Origin of the sequence: Streptomyces sp. TRM68367, assembly GCF_014495685.1 — a bacterium.
Lineage (GTDB): Bacteria > Actinomycetota > Actinomycetes > Streptomycetales > Streptomycetaceae > Streptomyces.
This window is the reverse complement of sequence record NZ_JACTVI010000014.1, coordinates 35,433-54,042: the sequence shown is the minus strand read 5'-3', so window position 1 is coordinate 54,042 and position 18,610 is coordinate 35,433. Positions and strand designations below refer to the sequence as shown.

The 18,610-nt window shown below is 70.9% G+C and carries 15 protein-coding genes; 7 read left to right on the top strand and 8 right to left on the bottom strand.

Features of this window, described 5'->3' with window-relative positions; translation table 11 throughout:
• Position 1 precedes the first annotated feature (1 nt).
• On the bottom strand, positions 2 to 2,068 hold the full coding sequence (locus H8R17_RS12650) for a serine/threonine-protein kinase (protein WP_187823260.1): 2,067 nt from the start codon (positions 2,066 to 2,068) through the stop codon (positions 2 to 4).
• A gap of 170 nt (positions 2,069 to 2,238) precedes the next feature.
• Between H8R17_RS12650 and H8R17_RS12645 the strand changes: the two genes are divergently transcribed.
• Positions 2,239 to 3,282, top strand: a complete 1,044-nt coding sequence (locus H8R17_RS12645; RefSeq protein WP_187823259.1) for a serine hydrolase — start codon at positions 2,239 to 2,241, stop codon at positions 3,280 to 3,282.
• A gap of 191 nt (positions 3,283 to 3,473) precedes the next feature.
• Here H8R17_RS12645 and H8R17_RS12640 read toward each other — a convergent pair whose 3' ends face one another.
• Positions 3,474 to 5,180 carry a glycerol-3-phosphate dehydrogenase/oxidase gene (locus H8R17_RS12640; RefSeq protein WP_187823258.1) on the bottom strand — a complete coding sequence of 569 codons (1,707 nt, stop codon included), beginning with the start codon at positions 5,178 to 5,180 and terminating at the stop codon, positions 3,474 to 3,476.
• Between the two features lie 270 nt (positions 5,181 to 5,450).
• Between H8R17_RS12640 and H8R17_RS12635 the strand changes: the two genes are divergently transcribed.
• On the top strand, positions 5,451 to 6,659 hold the full coding sequence (locus H8R17_RS12635) for a nucleotide sugar dehydrogenase (protein ID WP_187823257.1): 1,209 nt from the start codon (positions 5,451 to 5,453) through the stop codon (positions 6,657 to 6,659).
• 551 nt (positions 6,660 to 7,210) lie between these two features.
• Here H8R17_RS12635 and H8R17_RS12630 read toward each other — a convergent pair.
• The 4 genes from H8R17_RS12630 to H8R17_RS12615 form a co-directional block, all read right to left on the bottom strand.
• Positions 7,211 to 8,329 carry a GuaB3 family IMP dehydrogenase-related protein gene (locus H8R17_RS12630; RefSeq protein WP_187823256.1) on the bottom strand — a complete coding sequence of 373 codons (1,119 nt, stop codon included), beginning with the start codon at positions 8,327 to 8,329 and terminating at the stop codon, positions 7,211 to 7,213.
• 145 nt (positions 8,330 to 8,474) lie between these two features.
• Positions 8,475 to 9,980 (bottom strand): IMP dehydrogenase, encoded by a 1,506-nt coding sequence (guaB, locus tag H8R17_RS12625; protein ID WP_187823255.1) that lies wholly within the window; start codon positions 9,978 to 9,980, stop codon positions 8,475 to 8,477.
• Between the two features lie 284 nt (positions 9,981 to 10,264).
• Positions 10,265 to 10,852 (bottom strand): sigma-70 family RNA polymerase sigma factor, encoded by a 588-nt coding sequence (locus tag H8R17_RS12620; protein ID WP_187823254.1) that lies wholly within the window; start codon positions 10,850 to 10,852, stop codon positions 10,265 to 10,267.
• A 490-nt stretch (positions 10,853 to 11,342) separates the two neighbouring features.
• Entirely contained in the window at positions 11,343 to 11,954 is a 612-nt protein-coding gene (locus tag H8R17_RS12615; RefSeq protein ID WP_003948568.1) for a response regulator transcription factor, read from the bottom strand.
• A gap of 381 nt (positions 11,955 to 12,335) precedes the next feature.
• Between H8R17_RS12615 and H8R17_RS12610 the strand changes: the two genes are divergently transcribed.
• Positions 12,336 to 12,665 carry a WhiB family transcriptional regulator gene (locus tag H8R17_RS12610; RefSeq protein WP_187823253.1) on the top strand — a complete coding sequence of 110 codons (330 nt, stop codon included), beginning with the start codon at positions 12,336 to 12,338 and terminating at the stop codon, positions 12,663 to 12,665.
• A 57-nt stretch (positions 12,666 to 12,722) separates the two neighbouring features.
• Here the strand turns inward: H8R17_RS12610 and H8R17_RS12605 are convergent, their stop codons facing one another.
• Complete coding sequence (locus H8R17_RS12605) at positions 12,723 to 13,628, bottom strand: LysR family transcriptional regulator (protein ID WP_187823252.1); 906 nt, start codon at positions 13,626 to 13,628, stop codon at positions 12,723 to 12,725.
• A 79-nt stretch (positions 13,629 to 13,707) separates the two neighbouring features.
• Between H8R17_RS12605 and H8R17_RS12600 the strand changes: the two genes are divergently transcribed.
• From H8R17_RS12600 to H8R17_RS12585, 4 genes are all read left to right on the top strand, one after another.
• Positions 13,708 to 14,376 (top strand): MOSC domain-containing protein, encoded by a 669-nt coding sequence (locus H8R17_RS12600; RefSeq protein ID WP_187823251.1) that lies wholly within the window; start codon positions 13,708 to 13,710, stop codon positions 14,374 to 14,376.
• A gap of 46 nt (positions 14,377 to 14,422) precedes the next feature.
• Positions 14,423 to 15,199, top strand: coding sequence for a multicopper oxidase domain-containing protein (locus H8R17_RS12595; RefSeq protein WP_316959381.1), 777 nt, complete (start codon positions 14,423 to 14,425; stop codon positions 15,197 to 15,199).
• A 13-nt stretch (positions 15,200 to 15,212) separates the two neighbouring features.
• On the top strand, positions 15,213 to 15,986 hold the full coding sequence (locus tag H8R17_RS12590) for an SDR family oxidoreductase (protein WP_187823250.1): 774 nt from the start codon (positions 15,213 to 15,215) through the stop codon (positions 15,984 to 15,986).
• Between the two features lie 103 nt (positions 15,987 to 16,089).
• Positions 16,090 to 16,797 (top strand): ester cyclase, encoded by a 708-nt coding sequence (locus tag H8R17_RS12585; protein WP_187823249.1) that lies wholly within the window; start codon positions 16,090 to 16,092, stop codon positions 16,795 to 16,797.
• Between the two features lie 163 nt (positions 16,798 to 16,960).
• On the opposite strand, the gene groL is transcribed toward H8R17_RS12585, so the two are convergent.
• On the bottom strand, positions 16,961 to 18,586 hold the full coding sequence (gene groL / locus H8R17_RS12580) for a chaperonin GroEL (protein WP_187823248.1): 1,626 nt from the start codon (positions 18,584 to 18,586) through the stop codon (positions 16,961 to 16,963).
• Positions 18,587 to 18,610: the final 24 nt, after the last annotated feature.

Genomic DNA, 18,610 nt, shown 5'->3' with positions numbered 1-18,610 from the left:
CTCACGACTTGGGCTCGAAGCTCCTCGCCAGTGTCCGCCATGTCTCCTTGCGCAGGTCACTTCCCCAATTGGCGGCTTTGGCCGTGTACATCAGTGCATATCCGAGATGGTCGTTGACGACGAAGCCTCGGTCGATCGTCCGGTACTTGGTGCCGCTCCCCACGTAGGTGAACTCCCAGTCGGCCGCGTTCCAGCCGCGGAAGCCCACTTTCTCTATTCGGATCCTCTGGTACTGCGAACGCACCATGTACCGCTCCTGGTTCCGCCAGTCGGCGACCGGGTCGGCCTTGGGCGTGGACGTCCAACCGACCAGCAGCTTCTGCCCGTCGGGCCCGGTGAACCGGTCCTCCGCGGCGCCCGTGGACCGGTACTTCCACCCCTTGGGCAGCCCGATCGAGTAGCCCTGGTTCCCCTGGTGCCTGGACGTCGCCGCGTCGCCCTTCCCCGCCGAGTCGTCCGCCCCGGCACCGTCGTCGCCGGACCCGTCCGCCCCGGCACCCGGCGCGCTGTCCGGCGCCGAACCGGTGGCCGCGGGCTCCTTCGCACCGTCCGTGTGCGGACGGCCGCCGCCCGTGTCCTCTTTGGTGTCGGCGCTGGGCGTCGCACCGGCGACGGCCTTGCCGCCCTTCCCTGCGCCGCTCGCGTCGTTGTCCCCGCCGTTCTGGAGCGCGAAGGCCAGCACGGTGCCGATCACGGCGAGCGCCACGGCCACCGCGATGATGACCAGCGTCCGCCGCGGCACCACGTCGGAGAGCGGCGCCCGGGGCACGGGCCTGGGCGGCAGGTCCGGCGGCGGCATCACGGGCCAGCCCGAACTCCGTCCGCCGGTCCCCGCCTTGGCCCCCTGCCCGCCCGACGCGGACGCCGAGGCCGGCACGGACGAGTCGGACACCGCGGACGGCGTGGGCACGCCCGACCCCAGGGTCTCGGCGAGCCCGCCCGACGCGGCACCGCCGGTCCCCGAAGCGGCCGTACCGCTCCCGGACTTGGCGCGGGCCGCGGCCGCCGGACCGGCCGACCCCGCCGCGACGGCGGCCTGCCGCACGGAACGCAGCGCCCCGCGCAGCCGCTCACCTGCCTCCTCGCCCCGCTTGCCCCCGGAGCCGGGCGAACCCCCCTTGTCCTCTGGGGCGTCCGGCTGAGCCGGCAGCGGCACGACCTTCGTCGCGTCCAGAACCGGCTCCGGCTCGCTCTCCTTGGGCTCCGGCGCGTGGATGACCGCGTTGAGCATCGCCCGGGCACCCGCGTCGTCGAGGCGCTTGGCTACGTCCTTGGTCAGCAGCCCCTGGATGACGTCCTTCAGCGGCCCCGCGTTCTTCGGCTCCTCCAGCCGCTCGGTCATCACGGCGGTGAGCGTCGCGATCGCGGACCCCTTGTCGTACGGCGGCACACCCTCCACCGCCGCGTACAGCAGCCCCCCGAGCGACCACAGGTCGGCCGCCGGCCCCGGCTTGTGCCCGCGCGCCCGCTCCGGGGAGATGTAGGAGGGCGCGCCGACGAGCATGCCGGTGGAGGTGATGGACGGGTCGCCCTCTACCTGGGCGATGCCGAAGTCGGTGAGCACGACCCGGCCGTCCTCGGCGATCAGCACGTTGGACGGCTTCACGTCACGGTGCAGGATGCCCTCGCGGTGCGCGGACCGCAGCACGTCCAGGACCGCCAGCCCGACCTCCGCCGCACGCCTCGGCTCCAGGACGCCGTCCTCCCGGATGACGTCGGCGAGCGACTTGCCCTCGACGAGCTCCATCACGATCCACGGCCGGTCGTCCTCCTGGACGACGTCGAAGACCGTCACGGCGCTGTTGTTGCGGATCCGCGCGATCGCCTTGGCCTCGCGCAGCGTGCGCGTGATCAGGCGCCGCTTCTCCTCCTCGTCGATGTTCCCCGGGAACCGCAGTTCCTTGACCGCGACCGTCCGGCCCAGGGTCTCGTCCTCGGCCCGCCACACGGTGCCCATGCCGCCCCGGCCGAGCACATCCCCCAGCCGGTACCGCCCCGCGAGAAGACGATCCCGGTTGTCCTGACGAGTGTCCTGACGAGGTGTCCCCGCCCTCTCCGCCTCCGACATGCGTCCCCTCATACAACCCGCCCTGACAGAGCCTCCATTGTCCCTCACCCGGCAAGTGCCGGGGGCTCAGGGTGCCTCTGGCGGCGCTTCGGATGCCGCGCACCCGAGGACCCGGCGGAACCGCTCGTTCCGCCACCCTGCATCATGGGCGGCCACGAGGAAGGAGACGGATGCCACCGCTTCGGACCTTACTGGCCCTACCTGTGTCCCTGGTCCTGCTAGGTCTGGTCGCGGCGACCCTGCCGAAGCCGCCGCCCCCGGTCACGGACAGACTCCTTCCGCTCCTCGTCACGCGGGGCGACGCCCCCGCCGCGGCCCTGCTGGCCCGTGAGGGATCCCACACCCGCTATGCCCAAGCAGGCCCGGGCATCGCCCGCGCCGACCACTTCCGCGCCGGCAGCATCACCAAGACCTTCGTCGCGACGGTCGTGCTGCAGCTGGCGGCCGAGCACCGGCTGTCGCTGTCCGACACGGTCGAGCAGCACCTGCCGGGCCTGGTGCGCGGAGCGGGCAACGACGGGCGCGCGCTGACCCTGCGTTCCCTGCTCACCCAGACCAGCGGCCTGCACGACTTCGCCGCGGACACCAGGGGCTCCATCCCCGTGACCCCTCTTCAGGCCGTACGCCTCGCAATCACCCACCCTCCGGCCGACCGCGGCCGCTACTCCTACTCGAATACCAACTACGTCCTGCTCGGCCTGGTCATCGAACAGGTCACCGGCAACTCCTACGCCGTCGAGGCCGAGCGCCGCATCCTCGCTCCGCTGGGTCTGTCCGACACCTCCTTCCCCGGTTCCCGCACCTCACTGCCCGCCCCGCACGGCCACGACTACGCCTCCGACGGGACCGATGTCACCGACCTCGACCCGCGGGTGGCCGGTGCCGCGGGTGAGGTGGTGAGCACGCTCGCCGATCTCGACCGCTTCTACGCGGCCCTGCTGGGCGGTGCGCTGCTGCCCCCGCGCTGGCTGCGCGAGATGCTCGACACCCGTGCCGCACACGGCTCGTACGGCATGGGCCTGTTCCCCGTGAAGCTGCCGTGCGGCGTCACGGTGTGGGGGCACAACGGGCGCATCGCCGGCAGCTACGTGCGCACCGCGGCCACCGTCGACGGCCGTCATGTCCTCACCTTCCGGGTGAACACGACGGCGGTGGCAGATCCCGGTCTCGAACCCCGCCTGCTGGCCGCCGAGTTCTGCCCTCGCATGTCGTAGAACGGCCGGGATCCGAGCAGAGATCCCAGCTCGGGACACTCGTTCGGGTGACGTTGGGCCGACGGCCCGGGGCCGCGCTGCTGTCCCTGTACCCGGCGCTCCGCCGCTGCCCGTGGGCCCGGCGCTGCCCGTGCGCGGCCGACCCGGCGCCGCGCCACCGCCCGTCGGGTCCGGCCCGTGCCTCCGGAGTGCTACAGCGGCACGATGTCCGGCGCGCCCAGCCGCGCCGCGTCGGCCGTCAGGTCGTCAGGCTGCCGCTGCGACTCCCGCTCGGCCTCCACCCGCTTCTGGTAGTGCTCGACCTCACGCCCGATCTGGTGCTGGTCCCAGCCGAGCACCGGCGCCATCAGCTCGGCGGCCTCGCGGGCGCTGCGGGTGCCCCGGTCGAACGTCTCGATCGAGATGCGGGTGCGCCGGGTCAGCACGTCGTCCAGGTGCCGCGCCCCCTCGTGCGAGGCGGCGTACACGATCTCGGCGCGCAGATAGTCGTCGGCGGCCGGCATCGGCTCACCCAGCGAGGGGTCCGCGGCGATGAGGTCGAGCACCTCCTCCGTCAGCGCCCCGTAGCGGTTCAGCAGGTGTTCCACACGCACCACGTGCAGGCCGGTGCGCGCGGCGATCCGCGCCCGCGCGTTCCACAGCGCCCGGTACCCTTCGGCGCCCAGCAGCGGGACTTCCTCCGTGACGCACTCGGCGACCCGCATGTCGAGCCCGTGCACGGTCTCGTCCACCGCGTCCTTGGCCATCACCCGGTACGTCGTGTACTTGCCGCCCGCGACGACGACCAGCCCGGGCACCGGATGCGCCACGGTGTGCTCGCGCGACAGCTTGCTGGTGGCCTCCGACTCCCCGGCCAGCAGGGGCCTGAGGCCCGCGTACACGCCCTGGACGTCGTCCCGCGTCAGTGGCACCGCGAGCACCGAGTTCACGTGCTCCAGCAGGTAGTCGATGTCCGCGCTGGACGCGGCCGGGTGGGCCTTGTCGAGGTCCCAGTCGGTGTCCGTGGTCCCGATGATCCAGTGCCGGCCCCACGGGATGACGAACAGCACGGACTTCTCGGTGCGCAGGATCAGCCCGGTCGAGGAATGGATGCGGTCCCGCGGGACGACCAGGTGGATGCCCTTGGACGCCCGCACGTGGAACTGCCCGCGCTCCCCCACCAGGGCCTGCGTGTCGTCGGTCCACACACCGGTGGCGTTGACGACCTGCTTCGCGCGGATCTCGTACTCCCCGCCCGCCTCCACGTCCTGCACCCGCGCCCCGACGACCCGTTCGCCCTCGTGCAGGAAGCCGGTCACCCGCGCGCGGTTGGCGACATTCGCGCCGTACGCCGCCGCCGTGCGCACCAGCGTGGTCACATAGCGGGCGTCGTCCATCTGGGCGTCGTAGTACTGCAAAGCTCCGACCAGCGCGTCCTTCTTCAAGGCGGGGGCGACGCGCAGGGCGTGACCGCGGCTCAGATGGCGGTGCAGGGGCAGGCCGCGGCCGTGTCCCCTTGCCATCGACATCGCGTCGTACAGCGCGACGCCCGAACCGGCGTACAGGCGTTCCCATCCCTTGTGCTGGAGCGGATACAGGAACGGCACCGGCTTCACCAGGTGCGGAGCGAGCCGTTCCAGCAGCAGGCCGCGCTCCTTCAGCGCCTCCCGAACGAGGGCGAAGTCGAGCATCTCCAGATAACGCAGGCCGCCGTGGATCAGCTTGCTGGACCTGCTGGAGGTGCCCGATGCCCAGTCACGCGCCTCGACCAGGCCAGTGGACAGACCCCGGGTCACGGCGTCCAGAGCGGTGCCCGCGCCCACCACGCCTGCGCCGACGACCAGTACGTCCAACTCGCGCTCGGCCATCGCCGCGAGTGACTCAGCGCGCTGCGCCGGCCCGAGTGTCGCTGTCCTCACCGCTGCCTCCGCTCATCGGTAGCGCCGGCCGCACCCGTCGGGCGAAGCCCTGTTCCCCTCCCTCATGCCCAAATTCTGACCGGGTTGCCCGACTTCAGCCACCACTGGCCCCAGCCTGTGGACAACAGTCACGGGACCACCGGGAAACGCAGCCCACCAATCCCACATAACGGTCATATTTACTCCTAGTCTGACATTGCGCTCGCTCGTTCTGTCCACCGGGCTTGCGCACCTGTCCCGCTTCGGTTATTGGGAAGGACGGCCCACGCCATGCCCGCAGATCTCGCCGTCATCGGACTCGGCCCGTACGGCCTGCCCCTGGCCCGGGCCGCCGTCGACGCCGGCATCCCCACGCTCGGCTACCGGACCGGGCCCGAGTCCGGCTCCCTCAGCCCCGCCGAACTGCGCCGGATGCTCGCCACGGGCTTCCGTACCGCCGCCGGTCCGGCCGAACTCGGGCGTGTGCGCACGGCCGTCATCTGCCCGCCCACCCCGCGCGGCGCCGACGGCGGGCTCGACCTGAGCCAGGTGGAGAGCGCCGCCCGCACCCTGGCCGCACGGCTGCGCCCGCACACCACCGTGATCCTGGAGTCACCCGTGCACCCCGGGACGACCGAGGACTTCCTGCGCCCGCTCCTCGAAGAGGGCTCGGGCCTGCGCGCCGGCCGGGACTTCCACCTCGCCTACTCCCCCACCCGCGTCGACCCCGGCAACCGCGACCTCACCCCCGCAAGCACCCCGAAGGTCATCGGCGGCCTCACCCCCGCCTGCACCGAGTCGGCCGCCGCCTTCTACGGCCGCCTCACCGACAAGGTGGTACGCGCGCGTGGACCCCGTGAAGCGGAGACCGTGCAGCTGCTGGAGACCAACTACCGCCACGTCAACATCGCCCTCGTCAACGAGATGGCCGTCCTCTGCCACGACCTGGGCGTCGACCTGTGGGACGTCATCCGCTGCGCCGAGACCAAGCCGTTCGGCTTCCAGGCCTTCCGCCCCGGCCCCGGCGTCGGCGGCCACGCCGTCCCCCGTGACCTGACCGGCCAGGCGGGCCGCACCTTGCGCATGGTGGAACTGGCCCAGCAGGTCAACAGTCAGATGCCCCGGTACGTCGTCCAGCGCGCCGCCGCCCTGCTCAACGAACACGGCAAGTCAGCGCGCGGCGCGCGCGTGCTGCTCCTCGGCGTCACCTACAAGCCCGACCTCGCCGACCAGCAGGGCACCCCCGCGCAGGAGGTCGCCATCCGCCTGATGGAGCTCGGCGCCACAGTCAGCTACCACGACCCGCACGTCCCGTCCTGGAACGTCCTGGAGCGCCCGGTGCCGCGCGCGGACTCCCTGTACGAGGCAGCCGCCGACGCCGACCTGACGGTCCTGCTCCAGCAGCACCGGACGTATGACCTTCAGGGGCTCTCGGTGAAGGCGCAGCTGTTGCTGGACACGCGGGGGGCGACGCCTACGGGGGCGGCGCATCGGTTGTGAAAGGGGGCGCGTGGGGTGCGTGAGCCTCGGAGGCTGGTGGCGTGGGGCATTCTGCGCCGGTACCTTGGGGGCAGGTGGCGCCCACCGCAGGGTCTGCGCAGCGGGCTCCGAGCCGGTTCACGGGTGTCCGCCCCTAGTGTTTGTAGGGGCGGCCGCTCACCGGCCGTAGATCCACAAGACACACCTCCTCCGGAACTTCACCAGCGAAGCCGAATGCGGTCCCAGCGGGTGAGCTTGCGGTGACGGCCCATGGGCACGCCCCCTTCCACGATGCCGCCCATAAACCCGGTAGGCGGTCCGTTTGGAGTTCGGGCCGGGCCCCGAGGGCCGGGGTCCGGAACCATCTCCTTGGAAGGGGGCGCCCCAGAACACTGGGTCGCCGATCACGGACACTACCGCCTCACTTCGCCCGTTCAGCCCACATTCGCCCCAAATGCAACCGCACGCCCCCTCCCTGCACAACGCGCCCCCGCCCAGCCCTCGTTGGGCACGCAAATGGGCCGGTCACCCCACCCGGAGTGACCGGCCCTTCCCAGCCGTACGGCCTACGGTCAGTGCTGCGAGTCCGCCACCGTCACCTCGACCCGCTGGAACTCCTTCAGCTCGCTGTACCCGGTCGTGGCCATCGCCCGCCGCAGCGCCCCGAAGAAGTTCATCGAACCGTCCGGCGTGTGGGACGGGCCGGTGAGGATCTCCTCGATCGTGCCGACCGTGCCGAGGGCGACCTTCTGGCCGCGCGGCAGCTCCTCGTTGACGGCCTCCATGCCCCAGTGGTGGCCCTTGCCGGGACCGTCTGTCGCGCGCGCGAGCGGGGAGCCCATCATCACCGCGTCGGCGCCGCAGGCGATCGCCTTGGGCAGGTCGCCGGACCAGCCGACGCCGCCGTCCGCGATCACGTGCACGTACCGGCCGCCGGACTCGTCCATGTAGTCCCGGCGCGCGGCGGCCACGTCGGCGACCGCAGTGGCCATGGGGACCTGGATGCCGAGCACGCTGCGCGTGGTGTGCGCGGCGCCGCCACCGAAGCCCACCAGGACGCCCGCCGCGCCGGTGCGCATCAGGTGCAGGGCGGCGGTGTAGGTGGCGCAGCCGCCGACGATCACCGGGACGTCGAGCTCGTAGATGAACTGCTTCAGGTTCAGCGGCTCGTGCGAGTGGGACACGTGCTCCGCCGACACGGTCGTACCTCGGATGACGAAGATGTCCACGCCCGCGTCCACGACGGCCTTGGAGAACTGGGCCGTGCGCTGCGGGGAGAGCGCGGCGGCGGTGACCACGCCCGAGTCGCGCACCTCCTTGATGCGCGCGCCGATCAGCTCCTCCTTGATGGGGGCGGCGTAGATCTCCTGCAGGCGCCGGGTTGCGGCCTCGGCGGGCAGCTCGGCGACCTCGTCGAGCAGCGGCTGCGGGTCCTCGTGCCGCGTCCACAGGCCTTCGAGGTTCAGCACGCCCAGGCCGCCCAGCTCGCCGATGCGGATCGCGGTGGCCGGGGAGACGACCGAGTCCATGGGAGCTGCCAGGAACGGCAGCTCGAAGCGGTAGGCGTCGATCTGCCAGGCGATCGAGACCTCCTTCGGGTCCCGCGTACGGCGGCTGGGGACGACGGCGATGTCGTCGAAGGCGTACGCCCGGCGGCCGCGCTTGCCGCGCCCGATCTCGATCTCAGTCACGTCTGTGGCCTTTCCCTGATGCGTTCAGCGTCTTCCAGTATTGCTGACGGGTACGACAGCGGCCGCCCCGGACGGACGCGAGGGCGGCCCCGGAAGCCCGGGACCGCCCTCCTCGTACGTCAGGCCTGCTGCACGCGCGCGTGGGTCACCGCTTGGCGCTGTAGTTCGGCGCCTCGACCGTCATCTGGATGTCGTGCGGGTGGCTCTCCTTCAGGCCCGCCGAGGTGATCCGGACGAAGCGGCCCTTGGACTCCATCTCCTCGATGGTGGCGGCGCCCACGTAGCCCATGGTCTGGCGCAGACCGCCGACGAGCTGGTGCAGCACGTTGGCCAGCGGGCCGCGGTAGGGCACCTGGCCCTCGATGCCCTCCGGCACCAGCTTGTCGTCGGACGGCACGTCGGCCTGGAAGTAGCGGTCCTTCGAGTACGACCTGCCCTGTCCGCGGGACTGCATGGCGCCGAGCGAGCCCATGCCGCGGTACGACTTGAACTGCTTGCCGTTGATGAACAGCAGCTCGCCCGGGGACTCCTCACAGCCGGCGAGGAGGCTGCCCAGCATCACGGTGTCGGCGCCGGCGGCCAGCGCCTTGCCGATGTCGCCGGAGTACTGCAGTCCGCCGTCGCCGATCAGCGGGATGCCGGCGGGGCGGGCGGCGAGGGATGCCTCGTAGATGGCCGTGACCTGCGGGACACCGATGCCGGCGACGACGCGGGTGGTGCAGATCGAGCCCGGGCCCACGCCGACCTTGATGCCGTCGACACCGGCGTCGATGAGCGCTTGGGCGCCGTCGCGGGTGGCGATGTTGCCGCCGATCACGTCGACGCTCACGCTCGACTTGATCTTCGACATCCAGCTGAGGGCGTTGCTGTTGTGGCCGTGCGAGGTGTCGACGACCAGGAAGTCCACCCCGGCCTCGGCGAGCGCCTGGGCGCGCTCCAGCGCCTCGGGGCTGGCGCCGACCGCGGCACCGACGAGGAGGCGGCCCTCGGCGTCCTTCGCGGCATTGGGGTACTTCTCGGCCTTGACGAAGTCCTTGACCGTGATCAGGCCCTTGAGGACGCCGTTGTCGTCGACCAGCGGCAGCTTCTCGATCTTGTGGCGCCGCAGCAGCTCCATGGCGTCCGTGCCGGAGATGCCGACCTTGCCGGTGACCAGCGGCATGGGCGTCATGACCTCGCGCACCTGACGGGAGCGGTCCGTCTCGAAGGCCATGTCCCGGTTGGTGACGATGCCGAGCAGCTTGCCGGCCGGGTCGGTGACCGGGACGCCGCTGATGCGGAACTTGGCGCACAGGGCGTCCGCCTCGGCGAGCGTCGCCTCGGGGTGGACCGTGATCGGGTCGGTGACCATGCCGGACTCGGACCGCTTCACGAGGTCGACCTGGTTGACCTGGTCCTCGACGGAGAGGTTGCGGTGCAGCACGCCGACGCCGCCCAGCCGGGCCATCGCGATTGCCATGCGGGACTCGGTCACCTTGTCCATCGCCGCCGAGAGCAGGGGGATGTTCACCCGGACATTGCGGGAGATACGGGACGAGGTGTCGACCGCGTGGGGGAGCACCTCGGATGCACCCGGCAGCAGCAGCACGTCGTCGTAGGTCAGCCCGAGGGTTGCGAATTTGTCGGGCACTCCGTCGACGTTGGCAGTCATGACACCTTCCCCAAATGGCCTTGCTCGGTGCGGATGTCCATGCTAACGGGAAGCAGGGGTCACTCATTCCACGGTGCGCGGCGACTCCGGGCTTCGTATGTTCCTACGGAACTCGTGGGACGCCTGTTCATCCGTGGCCGGGGTGGGTTGCCGGGGCGGGCTGGTGTGAGCTCGGCACCGCCGATCGCGCCGTCGTGGCTGATCGCTGTGGCGGCGAGCAGAGGTTGTTGCACCGGCAACGAAAGCCCGCGGCGGTGATCGCGTGCACCGGCCGTCGAGATCCCTTACTGCTCGGCCAGCGCCCGCAGCCTGCTCAGTGCCCTGTGCTGCGCCACCCGGACCGCACCGGGTGACATTCCCAGCATCTGGCCCGTCTCCTCGGCCGTGAGACCCACCGCGATCCTCAGGAGCAGCAGCTCGCGCTGGTTCTCGGGGAGGTTGGCCAGCAGTTTCTTCGCCCATTCGGCGTCGCTGCTGAGCAGGGCGCGCTCCTCGGGGCCCAGCGAGTCGTCGGGGCGCTCGGGCATCTCGTCGCTGGGGACAGCCGTGGAGCCGGGGTGGCGCATCGCCGCGCGCTGGAGGTCGGCAACCTTGTGGGCGGCGATGGCGAAGACGAACGCCTCGAAGGGGCGGCCGGTGTCCTTGTAGCGCGGCAGCGCCAACAGGACGGCGACGCAGACCTCCTGGGCGAGGTCCTCCACGAAGTGGCGGGCGTCGCCCGGGAGCCGGGACAGGCGGGTGCGGCAGTAGCGCAGCGCCAGGGGGTGGACATGGGCGAGCAGATCGTGCGTGGCCTGCTCGTCACCGTCGACGGCGCGGTGGACGAGCGCACCGATAGCCCCTGGGGCAGTGACCGCCTCGTCCTCGCGCATCGGTCCATGGTGCCTTGCGGCCGTTCTGTCCGTGGCACCGCGTCCGGTGTTGTGCACCGAAGCGTTATGAGCAGGTGCGCCGGCACTCATCCCCTGCGCCCTCCCCTTCCGCTCGACCGACTCGTCCCCGAGAGACTCCACATCTCAAGGATGCGGCATCCGCGGCGAAACGAGCAGCGGGCGCCCGGCGGGCCCTCCTGCCGGGCCCGCTCACCTTGCGGCGGACGGGGATGTCCGAACCCCCGCCACGGCATACGCGGTCACCCCGAGGCCCCGTCTCCCGGATCGCCCCCGGGCCGCGGCACACGGCGCGCACGCTCCCGAAACACCCGGTCGCGCCCGAGCGCACCGGGTCCCTGACCGGCGCTGTCGTCGGCCGCCGACTCTCCCGACCGGACACGTCACGCGCGCGGGGGCACTGTCATGCCCCCGCTCACCCGTCCGTGTGCCGCACCGGGTCCGGAGTCGGCGCGCTCCGAAGGGACAGGCCTCAGCGCACCAGGCCCCACCGGAAGCCGAGCGCCACGGCGTGCGCCCGGTCCGAGGCGCCGAGCTTCTTGAACAGCCGGCGGGCGTGCGTCTTCACGGTGTCCTCGGAGAGGAACAGCTCGCGGCCGATCTCGGCGTTGGAGCGGCCGTGGCTCATGCCTTCGAGCACCTGGATCTCGCGCGCGGTGAGGGTGGGCGCGGCGCCCATCTCGGCGGAGCGCAGCCGGCGCGGGGCGAGCCGCCAGGTCGGGTCGGCGAGGGCCTGGGTCACCGTCGCGCGCAGCTCCGCGCGCGAGGCGTCCTTGTGCAGATAGCCGCGGGCACCGGCGGCCACCGCGAGCGCCACGCCGTCCAGATCCTCCGCGACGGTGAGCATGATGATGCGCGCACCGGGGTCGGCGGACAGCAGCCGCCGGACGGTCTCGACGCCGCCCAGACCGGGCATGCGTACGTCCATCAGAATCAGGTCGGAGCGGTCGGCACCCCAGCGGCGGAGGACTTCCTCGCCGTTGGCCGCCGTCGTCACGCGCTCGACGCCGGGCACGGTCGCAACCGCGCGGCGGAGCGCCTCTCGGGCAAGCGGGGAGTCGTCGCAGACGAGGACGGAAGTCATGACCGCCCTCCGCAGCTGATGCGCGTCACCTTGAGCCTCCAGGCTGGTACGAAATCGTCACCTGTGCGGTCGACCGTCTCGGACGCCCGCCCGAGCGCTTGTTCCTTCAACCGCCTCCGCACTCTCAACGACGGTCACTCGAAAGAGTTACGGGGCCGTCTGTCATCTTCGGCACTCTACGTGAGGGGACGGACACGGTGCAGATACGCGCAGCAGACCCTCAATCTTTCATCACAACCCATGCCCCATTCAGACCTATTTCTTCCCCTTCGCTGGTGTCTGAGGCTAGATTCGCAATGAGTCATATTTTCATCTCCTTAGATCGTAGTTGTACGGTCGTGGACACCGTATCCGCCCAGAACGGCTACAAGGGGTCACGCAATGGCAGATTTCTCCCGCCTTCCCGGACCGAACGCGGACCTGTGGGACTGGCAGCTGCTGGCTGCCTGCCGCGGGGTGGACAGCTCGCTCTTCTTTCATCCCGAGGGCGAGCGCGGTGCGGCTCGGAGCGCTCGCGAGAACTCGGCCAAGGAGGTCTGCATGAGGTGCCCGGTCCGCGCCCAGTGCGCGGCGCACGCGCTGGCGGTGCGCGAGCCGTACGGCGTGTGGGGCGGACTGACCGAGGACGAGCGCGAAGAACTGATGGGGCGGGCACGCAACCGGCTGGTGTCGGCCTCGACGACCAGCGGGAACACTCCCGCGAACAGCTGAAGGAACGTTTCTGCTACATGGGCACGCGCAAGCGTGCCCTAGTTTTTTCCCGGGTTCCTAGCGGGCGGCCGCCCGCGCCAGTTGGTCCAGGGTCGCCGCGACCGCCGGCACCTGGGCCAGATCGGGCAGCGTGAGCGCGACGATCTCCCGCCGCACCGCCGGTTCCAGCGTCACCGTGCGCGCCCCCCGGGGCCGTACGGACTCGACCGCCAGCTGGGGCAGGACGGCGACGCCGAGGCCGGCGCCGACCAGGCCGACGACCGCCGGGTAGTCGTCGGTCGCGAAGTCGATGCGGGGCGTGAAGCCCGCCGTCTCACACACCTGGACCAACTGGCCGCGGCAGCGCGGGCAGCCCGCGATCCACGGCTCCTCGGCGAGGTCGCCGATGGAGACAGACCCCGAATACCCAGCGCGCGCGAGGGGGTGCCGTTCGGGGACGAGCCCGACGAGCCGGTCCGACAGCAGCGGCCGTACGACGAGGTCGTCCCATTCCTCGGCGCCCGGCGCGCCCTCGTACCGGAAGGCGAGCGCCACGTCGCAGTCGCCCTCGCGCAGCATTCCGACGGACGCCGGCGGCTCCGCCTCCTCCAGGGAGACCCGGGTGCCGGGGTGTGCGTCGCGCAGGGCGGCGAGGGCGGTCGGGACGAGGGTGGAGCTGCCGCTGGGGAAGGAGACGAGCCGTACCCGGCCGGCGCGCAGTCCGGCGATGGCGGCGACCTCCTCCTCGGCCGCGGTGAGCCCGGCGAGGATCCCGGTGGCATGCCGCACCAGCGCCTCACCGGCCTGGGTCAGGCGCATTTCGCGTCCGCTGCGGATCAACAGGGGGGTGCCGACGGACGCCTCCAGGGCCTTCATCTGCTGGCTGACGGCGGGCTGGGTGCAGCCCAGCTCGCGCCCCGCCGCCGAGAAGGAGCCGGTGGTGGCGACGGCGCGCAGCACGCGGAGGTGACGGGCTTCGATCACCCCTCGAGGATAAGCGATCCTTTGATGCGGTGGGGAATATTGCGGCGCCGCTTTGGTCGCTCTCGTCTACCGTGCCGTCATGAAGCTTCTGTCAGTGAATCTGGGCCGCCCGAAGTCCGTGCCGTACACAGATCACCCTGAGGGTGTGACGGGCATCGACAAGCAGCCGGCCGACGGGCCCGTGCGGGTGGCGGCACCGGGGCCGAAGGGGGTCGGCGCGAGCGGGGTGGCCGGGGACAGTGTGTGCGACGGGCGGCATCACGGCGGTGACGACCAGGCTGTGTACGCGGTGGCGCGCGAGGACCTCGAAGACTGGGAGCGCGAGCTGGGCCGGCCGCTGGCCAACGGTGCGTTCGGCGAGAACCTCACGACCGAGGGGCTCGACGTGTCCGGTGCGCGGATCGGGGAGCGGTGGCGCATCGGGGGCGGGGTGGTGCTGGAGGTCACCTCCGGGCGGATTCCCTGTCGCACCTTCCAGGGCCATGTGGGTGAACAGGGGTGGGTGAAGCGGTTCACGCAGCGGGGTGCGCCGGGTGCGTACCTGCGGGTGATCGAGCCCGGTGAGGTACGGGCGGGCGACCCGATGGAGATCGTGCATCGACCGGACCATGACGTGACGGTCGCGCTGCAGTTCCGGGCGATGACGATCGAGCGGGGGCTGTTGCCCCGGGTGCTGGCGGCCGGGGAGGCGCTGCATCCGGAGGTGTTGGAGGCGGCGCGGAAGTACGTGGAGAAGCGCGGAGGCTGACGGACGTCGGGGCGGCGGCATGGCCCGGAAGCCCGCGGAAGTACAGGTGACAGCAGGGGGCCTGACGCGGCGTCGGGGCGTCGGGGGCTTCCTGGACGGCCGCGCGTTCTCGCTGGTCGCGACGGACGGCGGGTTGCTGGAGCGGCCCGCGTCCATGGACCGGGTGCAGCTGTCGCCGGGCGAGCGGGCCGAGATCGTGGTCCGGATGCGGCCGGGTGAGCGCGTGATGCTGCGCAGCTTCCCGCAGGACAACTACGCGGACGCGTGGCAGCGGCGGTTCGGCGGGGGCGACGACTCCTTCGACGTACTGGAGCTGCGAGTGGCCCAGCGGCTGCGGCCTTCTCCGGAACTGCCTCCCGAGCTGGCCGAGTTGGAGATACCCGGCGGCGAGGGCGCGGTGCGCGGGCGGCACTTCGATCTGAAACGGTCCGGGATCAACGGCCGGTCGATGGACATGGGGCGCGTCGACGAGACGGTCACGCGCGGGACGACGGAGGTGTGGACGGTCCGCAACGGCAACGGCATGCCGCACAACTTCCATGTGCACGACGTGCAGTTCAGGGTGCTGGAGGCGAACGGGTCGGCGCCGCCGCCCGCGCTGCGCGGGCCGAAGGACACGGTGTTCGTGCCGCACGGGACGACGATGAAGCTGGCGCTGCGCTTCACCGGTCCGGCGGATCCGGACACGCCGTACATGTACCACTGCCATCTGCTGTACCACGAGGACGAGGGGATGATGGGCCAGTTCGCGGTCGTGGAGAAGGGACAGCGGGCGGGTGCTCCGTCCGGGCACGCAGGACACGGAAGCTCACAGTCCGGGTAACTACCCTTGGGCCATGACAACGGCTCTGATTACGGGATCGACGGCGGGGATCGGTGCCGCGTTCGCGCGGCGGCTGGCGGCGGACGGGCACAACCTGGTGCTGGTGGCCCGGGACAGCGAGCGGCTCGGGCGGCAGGCGACCGAGTTGCACGACCGGCACGGCATCGAGGCGAATGTGCTGACGGCCGATCTGGCGGAGGACGACGGCATCGAAGCGGTGGCCGACCGCCTGGGCGACCGCAAGAACCCGGTCGACCTGCTGGTCAACAACGCAGGTTTCGGCAACAAGGGCCGCTATCTGGACGTGCCGATGGCCGACGAGCTGAGGATGCTCAAGGTGCACTGCGAGGCGGTGCTGCGGCTGACGTCGGCGGCGACGGAGGCGATGCGGGAGCGGGGCCGCGGGGGTGTCGTGAACGTCGCCTCGGTCGCGGCGTTCCTGCCGCGCGGGACGTACGGGGCGTCGAAGGCGTGGGTCGTGCAGTTCACGCAGGGTGCGGCGCGGGACCTGGCCGGCAGCGGCGTACGGCTGATGGCGCTGTGCCCGGGCTTCGTGCGCACCGAGTTCCATCAGCGGGCCGGGATGGGCACGGACAACATTCCCGGCTGGATGTGGCTCGACGCGGACAAGCTGGCCGCGACGGCGCTCAACGACCTGGCTCGCGGAAAGACCGTGTCCATCCCGGATCCCCGCTACAAGGCGCTGATGGGCGTGGCAAAGATGGTGCCGCGGGGGATGCTCGGGGGGATCAGCTCCCGGACGGGGCGCAAGTACGGGCCGCAGTGACGCGGGCGCCGTTGTGGCGGAGGTGACGTCGCTCTCCCGGTGAGAAAATGGGAGATATCGGAGTAAAAGGAATCACCGGACCAGAGGGCCGGGAGGCGGCGTCATGACGTTCATGCAGCTCATCGATTGCAGGACCAGCCGGTTCGACGAGATGAACCGGCTGATGGACCAGTGGGTCGAGCAGACCAGGGGGAAGCGGACGGCGACGCACGACGTGATCGGGAAGGACCGGTCGGACACCTCGCACTTCGTCGAGATCGTGGAGTTCCCGTCGTACGAGGAGGCGATGCGGAACTCGAACCTTCCGGAGACCAACCGGATCTTCCAGGAGATGGTGGCGCTCTGTGACAGGGAGCCCACGTTCACGGATCTGGACGTGGTGCGGGACGAGCAGCTGAACGCGGCCACGGCGCGGCAGTTCTTCGAGGCACTGGGGGCGGAGGAGGAGCTGGCGCCGCTCAACAGCCTGGTCATCGAGGACTACCACGATCACGATCCCGCCAACGAGCAGGACGTCATCGGGCTCGACGCCCTCCGGCGGGAGGTCGAGATGTGGCGCAGTGCGTTCGACTTCTCGTTCACCGTCGAGGACCAGATCGCCCAGGGTGACAAGGTGTGCACGCGCTGGACGTGGAACGGCAAGCACAAGGGCGACTTCCTCGGGATCGCGGCCACGGGGCGGAACGTCACGATGACCGGGATGACCGTCCACCGGTGCACGGCCGAAGGGAAGATCGCCGAGGGCTGGTGGCAGTACGACCGGCTGGGGCTGATGGCACAGCTCGGGGCGCTGGAAGGGCTGGAACGCTAGTCCCGTACGAGAGGAACCGAACCGCCAGAGAATCATCCCGCCGTACAGGCGAACGCCTCCGCCGTACAGCCGAACGCCTCCGCCGCACAAGCGAATGCGTCGCCGTGCAGGGGAAGGCCCCCGTTCCTCGGCGGGGAACGGGGGCTTTCCGTGAGCGTGTGGCTCAGTGGGCGTGGCCGTGGCCGTGGCCCGCGGCGGCCGGCTCTTCCTCTTCCTTCTTCTCGACGACCAGGGTCTCGGTCGTCAGGAGGAGGGAGGCGATGGAGGCGGCGTTCTCCAGGGCGGAGCGGGTGACCTTCACCGGGTCGATGACGCCGGCCTTGATCAGGTCGCCGTACTCACCGGTGGCGGCGTTGTAGCCGCTGCCCTGCTCCAGCTCCTTGACCTTGGAGACGATGACGTAGCCCTCGACGCCGGCGTTCTCCGCGATCCAGCGCAGCGGCTCGACGACGGCGTTGCGGACCACGGCGACGCCGGTGGCCTCGTCGCCGGTCTTGCCGAGGCTGCCCTCGAGGACCTTGGAGGCGTGGACCAGGGAGGAACCACCACCGGAGACGATGCCCTCCTCGACCGCGGCGCGGGTCGCGGAGATGGCGTCCTCCAGACGGTGCTTGCGCTCCTTGAGCTCGACCTCGGTGGCGGCACCCACGCGGATGACGCACACGCCGCCGGCCAGCTTCGCGAGGCGCTCCTGGAGCTTCTCGCGGTCCCAGTCGGAGTCGGTGGTCTCGATCTCGGCCTTGATCTGGGCGACGCGGCCCTCCACGTCGTCCTTCTTGCCGGCACCGTCGACGATGGTGGTGTCGTCCTTGGTGACGGTGATGCGGCGGGCGGTGCCGAGGACGTCAAGACCGGCCTGGTCGACCTTGAGGCCGACCTCCTCGGAGATGACGGTGGCGCCGGTGAGGACCGCCATGTCCTGCAGCATCGCCTTGCGGCGGTCGCCGAAGCCGGGGGCCTTGACGGCCACGGCGTTGAAGGTGCCGCGGATCTTGTTCACGACGAGGGTGGACAGGGCCTCGCCCTCGACGTCCTCGGCGATGATCAGCAGCGGCTTGGAGGAGTTCGCCTGGATGATCTTCTCCAGCAGCGGCAGCAGGTCCGCGATGGCGGAGATCTTGCCCTGGTGGATGAGGATGTACGGGTCCTCCAGGACTGCCTCCATGCGCTCCTGGTCCGTCACGAAGTACGGCGACAGGTAGCCCTTGTCGAAGGCCATGCCCTCGGTGAAGTCCAGCTCCAGGCCGAAGGTGTTGGACTCCTCGACGGTGATGACACCGTCCTTGCCGACCTTGTCCATCGCCTCGGCGATGAGCTCGCCGACCTGCTGGTCCTGGGCGGACAGCGCGGCGACGGCGGCGATGTCGGACTTCTCGTCGATCGGGCGGGCCGAGGAGAGCAGGTCCTCGGAGATGGCGGCGACGGCGGCGTCGATGCCCTTCTTCAGGGCGGCCGGGGAGGCGCCGGCGGCGACGTTCTTCAGGCCCTCGCGGACCAGGGCCTGGGCCAGCACGGTCGCGGTGGTCGTACCGTCACCCGCGATGTCGTTGGTCTTGGTCGCCACCTCCTTGACCAGCTGGGCGCCGAGGTTCTCGTACGGGTCCTCGACCTCGACCTCGCGGGCGATGGTGACGCCGTCGTTGGTGATGGTGGGGGCGCCGAACTTCTTGTCGATGACGACGTTGCGGCCCTTGGGGCCGATCGTCACCTTCACCGTGTCGGCAAGCTTGTTGACGCCGCGCTCGAGGGCGCGACGGGCGTCCTCGTCGAACTTCAGGATCTTCGCCATGGGAGCGTGAGCCCTCTCGGAAAT

Excerpts from the sequence above, each read along its gene's own strand:
- H8R17_RS12620 (WP_187823254.1), bottom strand. The coding sequence starts at position 10,852 with ATGCGCGAGGACGAGGCGGTCACTGCCCCAGGGGCTATCGGTGCGCTC.
- H8R17_RS12635 (WP_187823257.1), top strand. The coding sequence starts at position 5,451 with ATGCCCGCAGATCTCGCCGTCATCGGACTCGGCCCGTACGGCCTGCCC.
- H8R17_RS12650 (WP_187823260.1), bottom strand. The coding sequence starts at position 2,068 with ATGTCGGAGGCGGAGAGGGCGGGGACACCTCGTCAGGACACTCGTCAG.
- H8R17_RS12600 (WP_187823251.1), top strand. The coding sequence starts at position 13,708 with ATGAAGCTTCTGTCAGTGAATCTGGGCCGCCCGAAGTCCGTGCCGTAC.
- H8R17_RS12585 (WP_187823249.1), top strand. The coding sequence starts at position 16,090 with ATGACGTTCATGCAGCTCATCGATTGCAGGACCAGCCGGTTCGACGAG.
- H8R17_RS12615 (WP_003948568.1), bottom strand. The coding sequence starts at position 11,954 with ATGACTTCCGTCCTCGTCTGCGACGACTCCCCGCTTGCCCGAGAGGCG.
- guaB (WP_187823255.1), bottom strand. The coding sequence starts at position 9,980 with ATGACTGCCAACGTCGACGGAGTGCCCGACAAATTCGCAACCCTCGGG.
- H8R17_RS12610 (WP_187823253.1), top strand. The coding sequence starts at position 12,336 with ATGGCAGATTTCTCCCGCCTTCCCGGACCGAACGCGGACCTGTGGGAC.
- H8R17_RS12590 (WP_187823250.1), top strand. The coding sequence starts at position 15,213 with ATGACAACGGCTCTGATTACGGGATCGACGGCGGGGATCGGTGCCGCG.
- groL (WP_187823248.1), bottom strand. The coding sequence starts at position 18,586 with ATGGCGAAGATCCTGAAGTTCGACGAGGACGCCCGTCGCGCCCTCGAG.
- H8R17_RS12645 (WP_187823259.1), top strand. The coding sequence starts at position 2,239 with ATGCCACCGCTTCGGACCTTACTGGCCCTACCTGTGTCCCTGGTCCTG.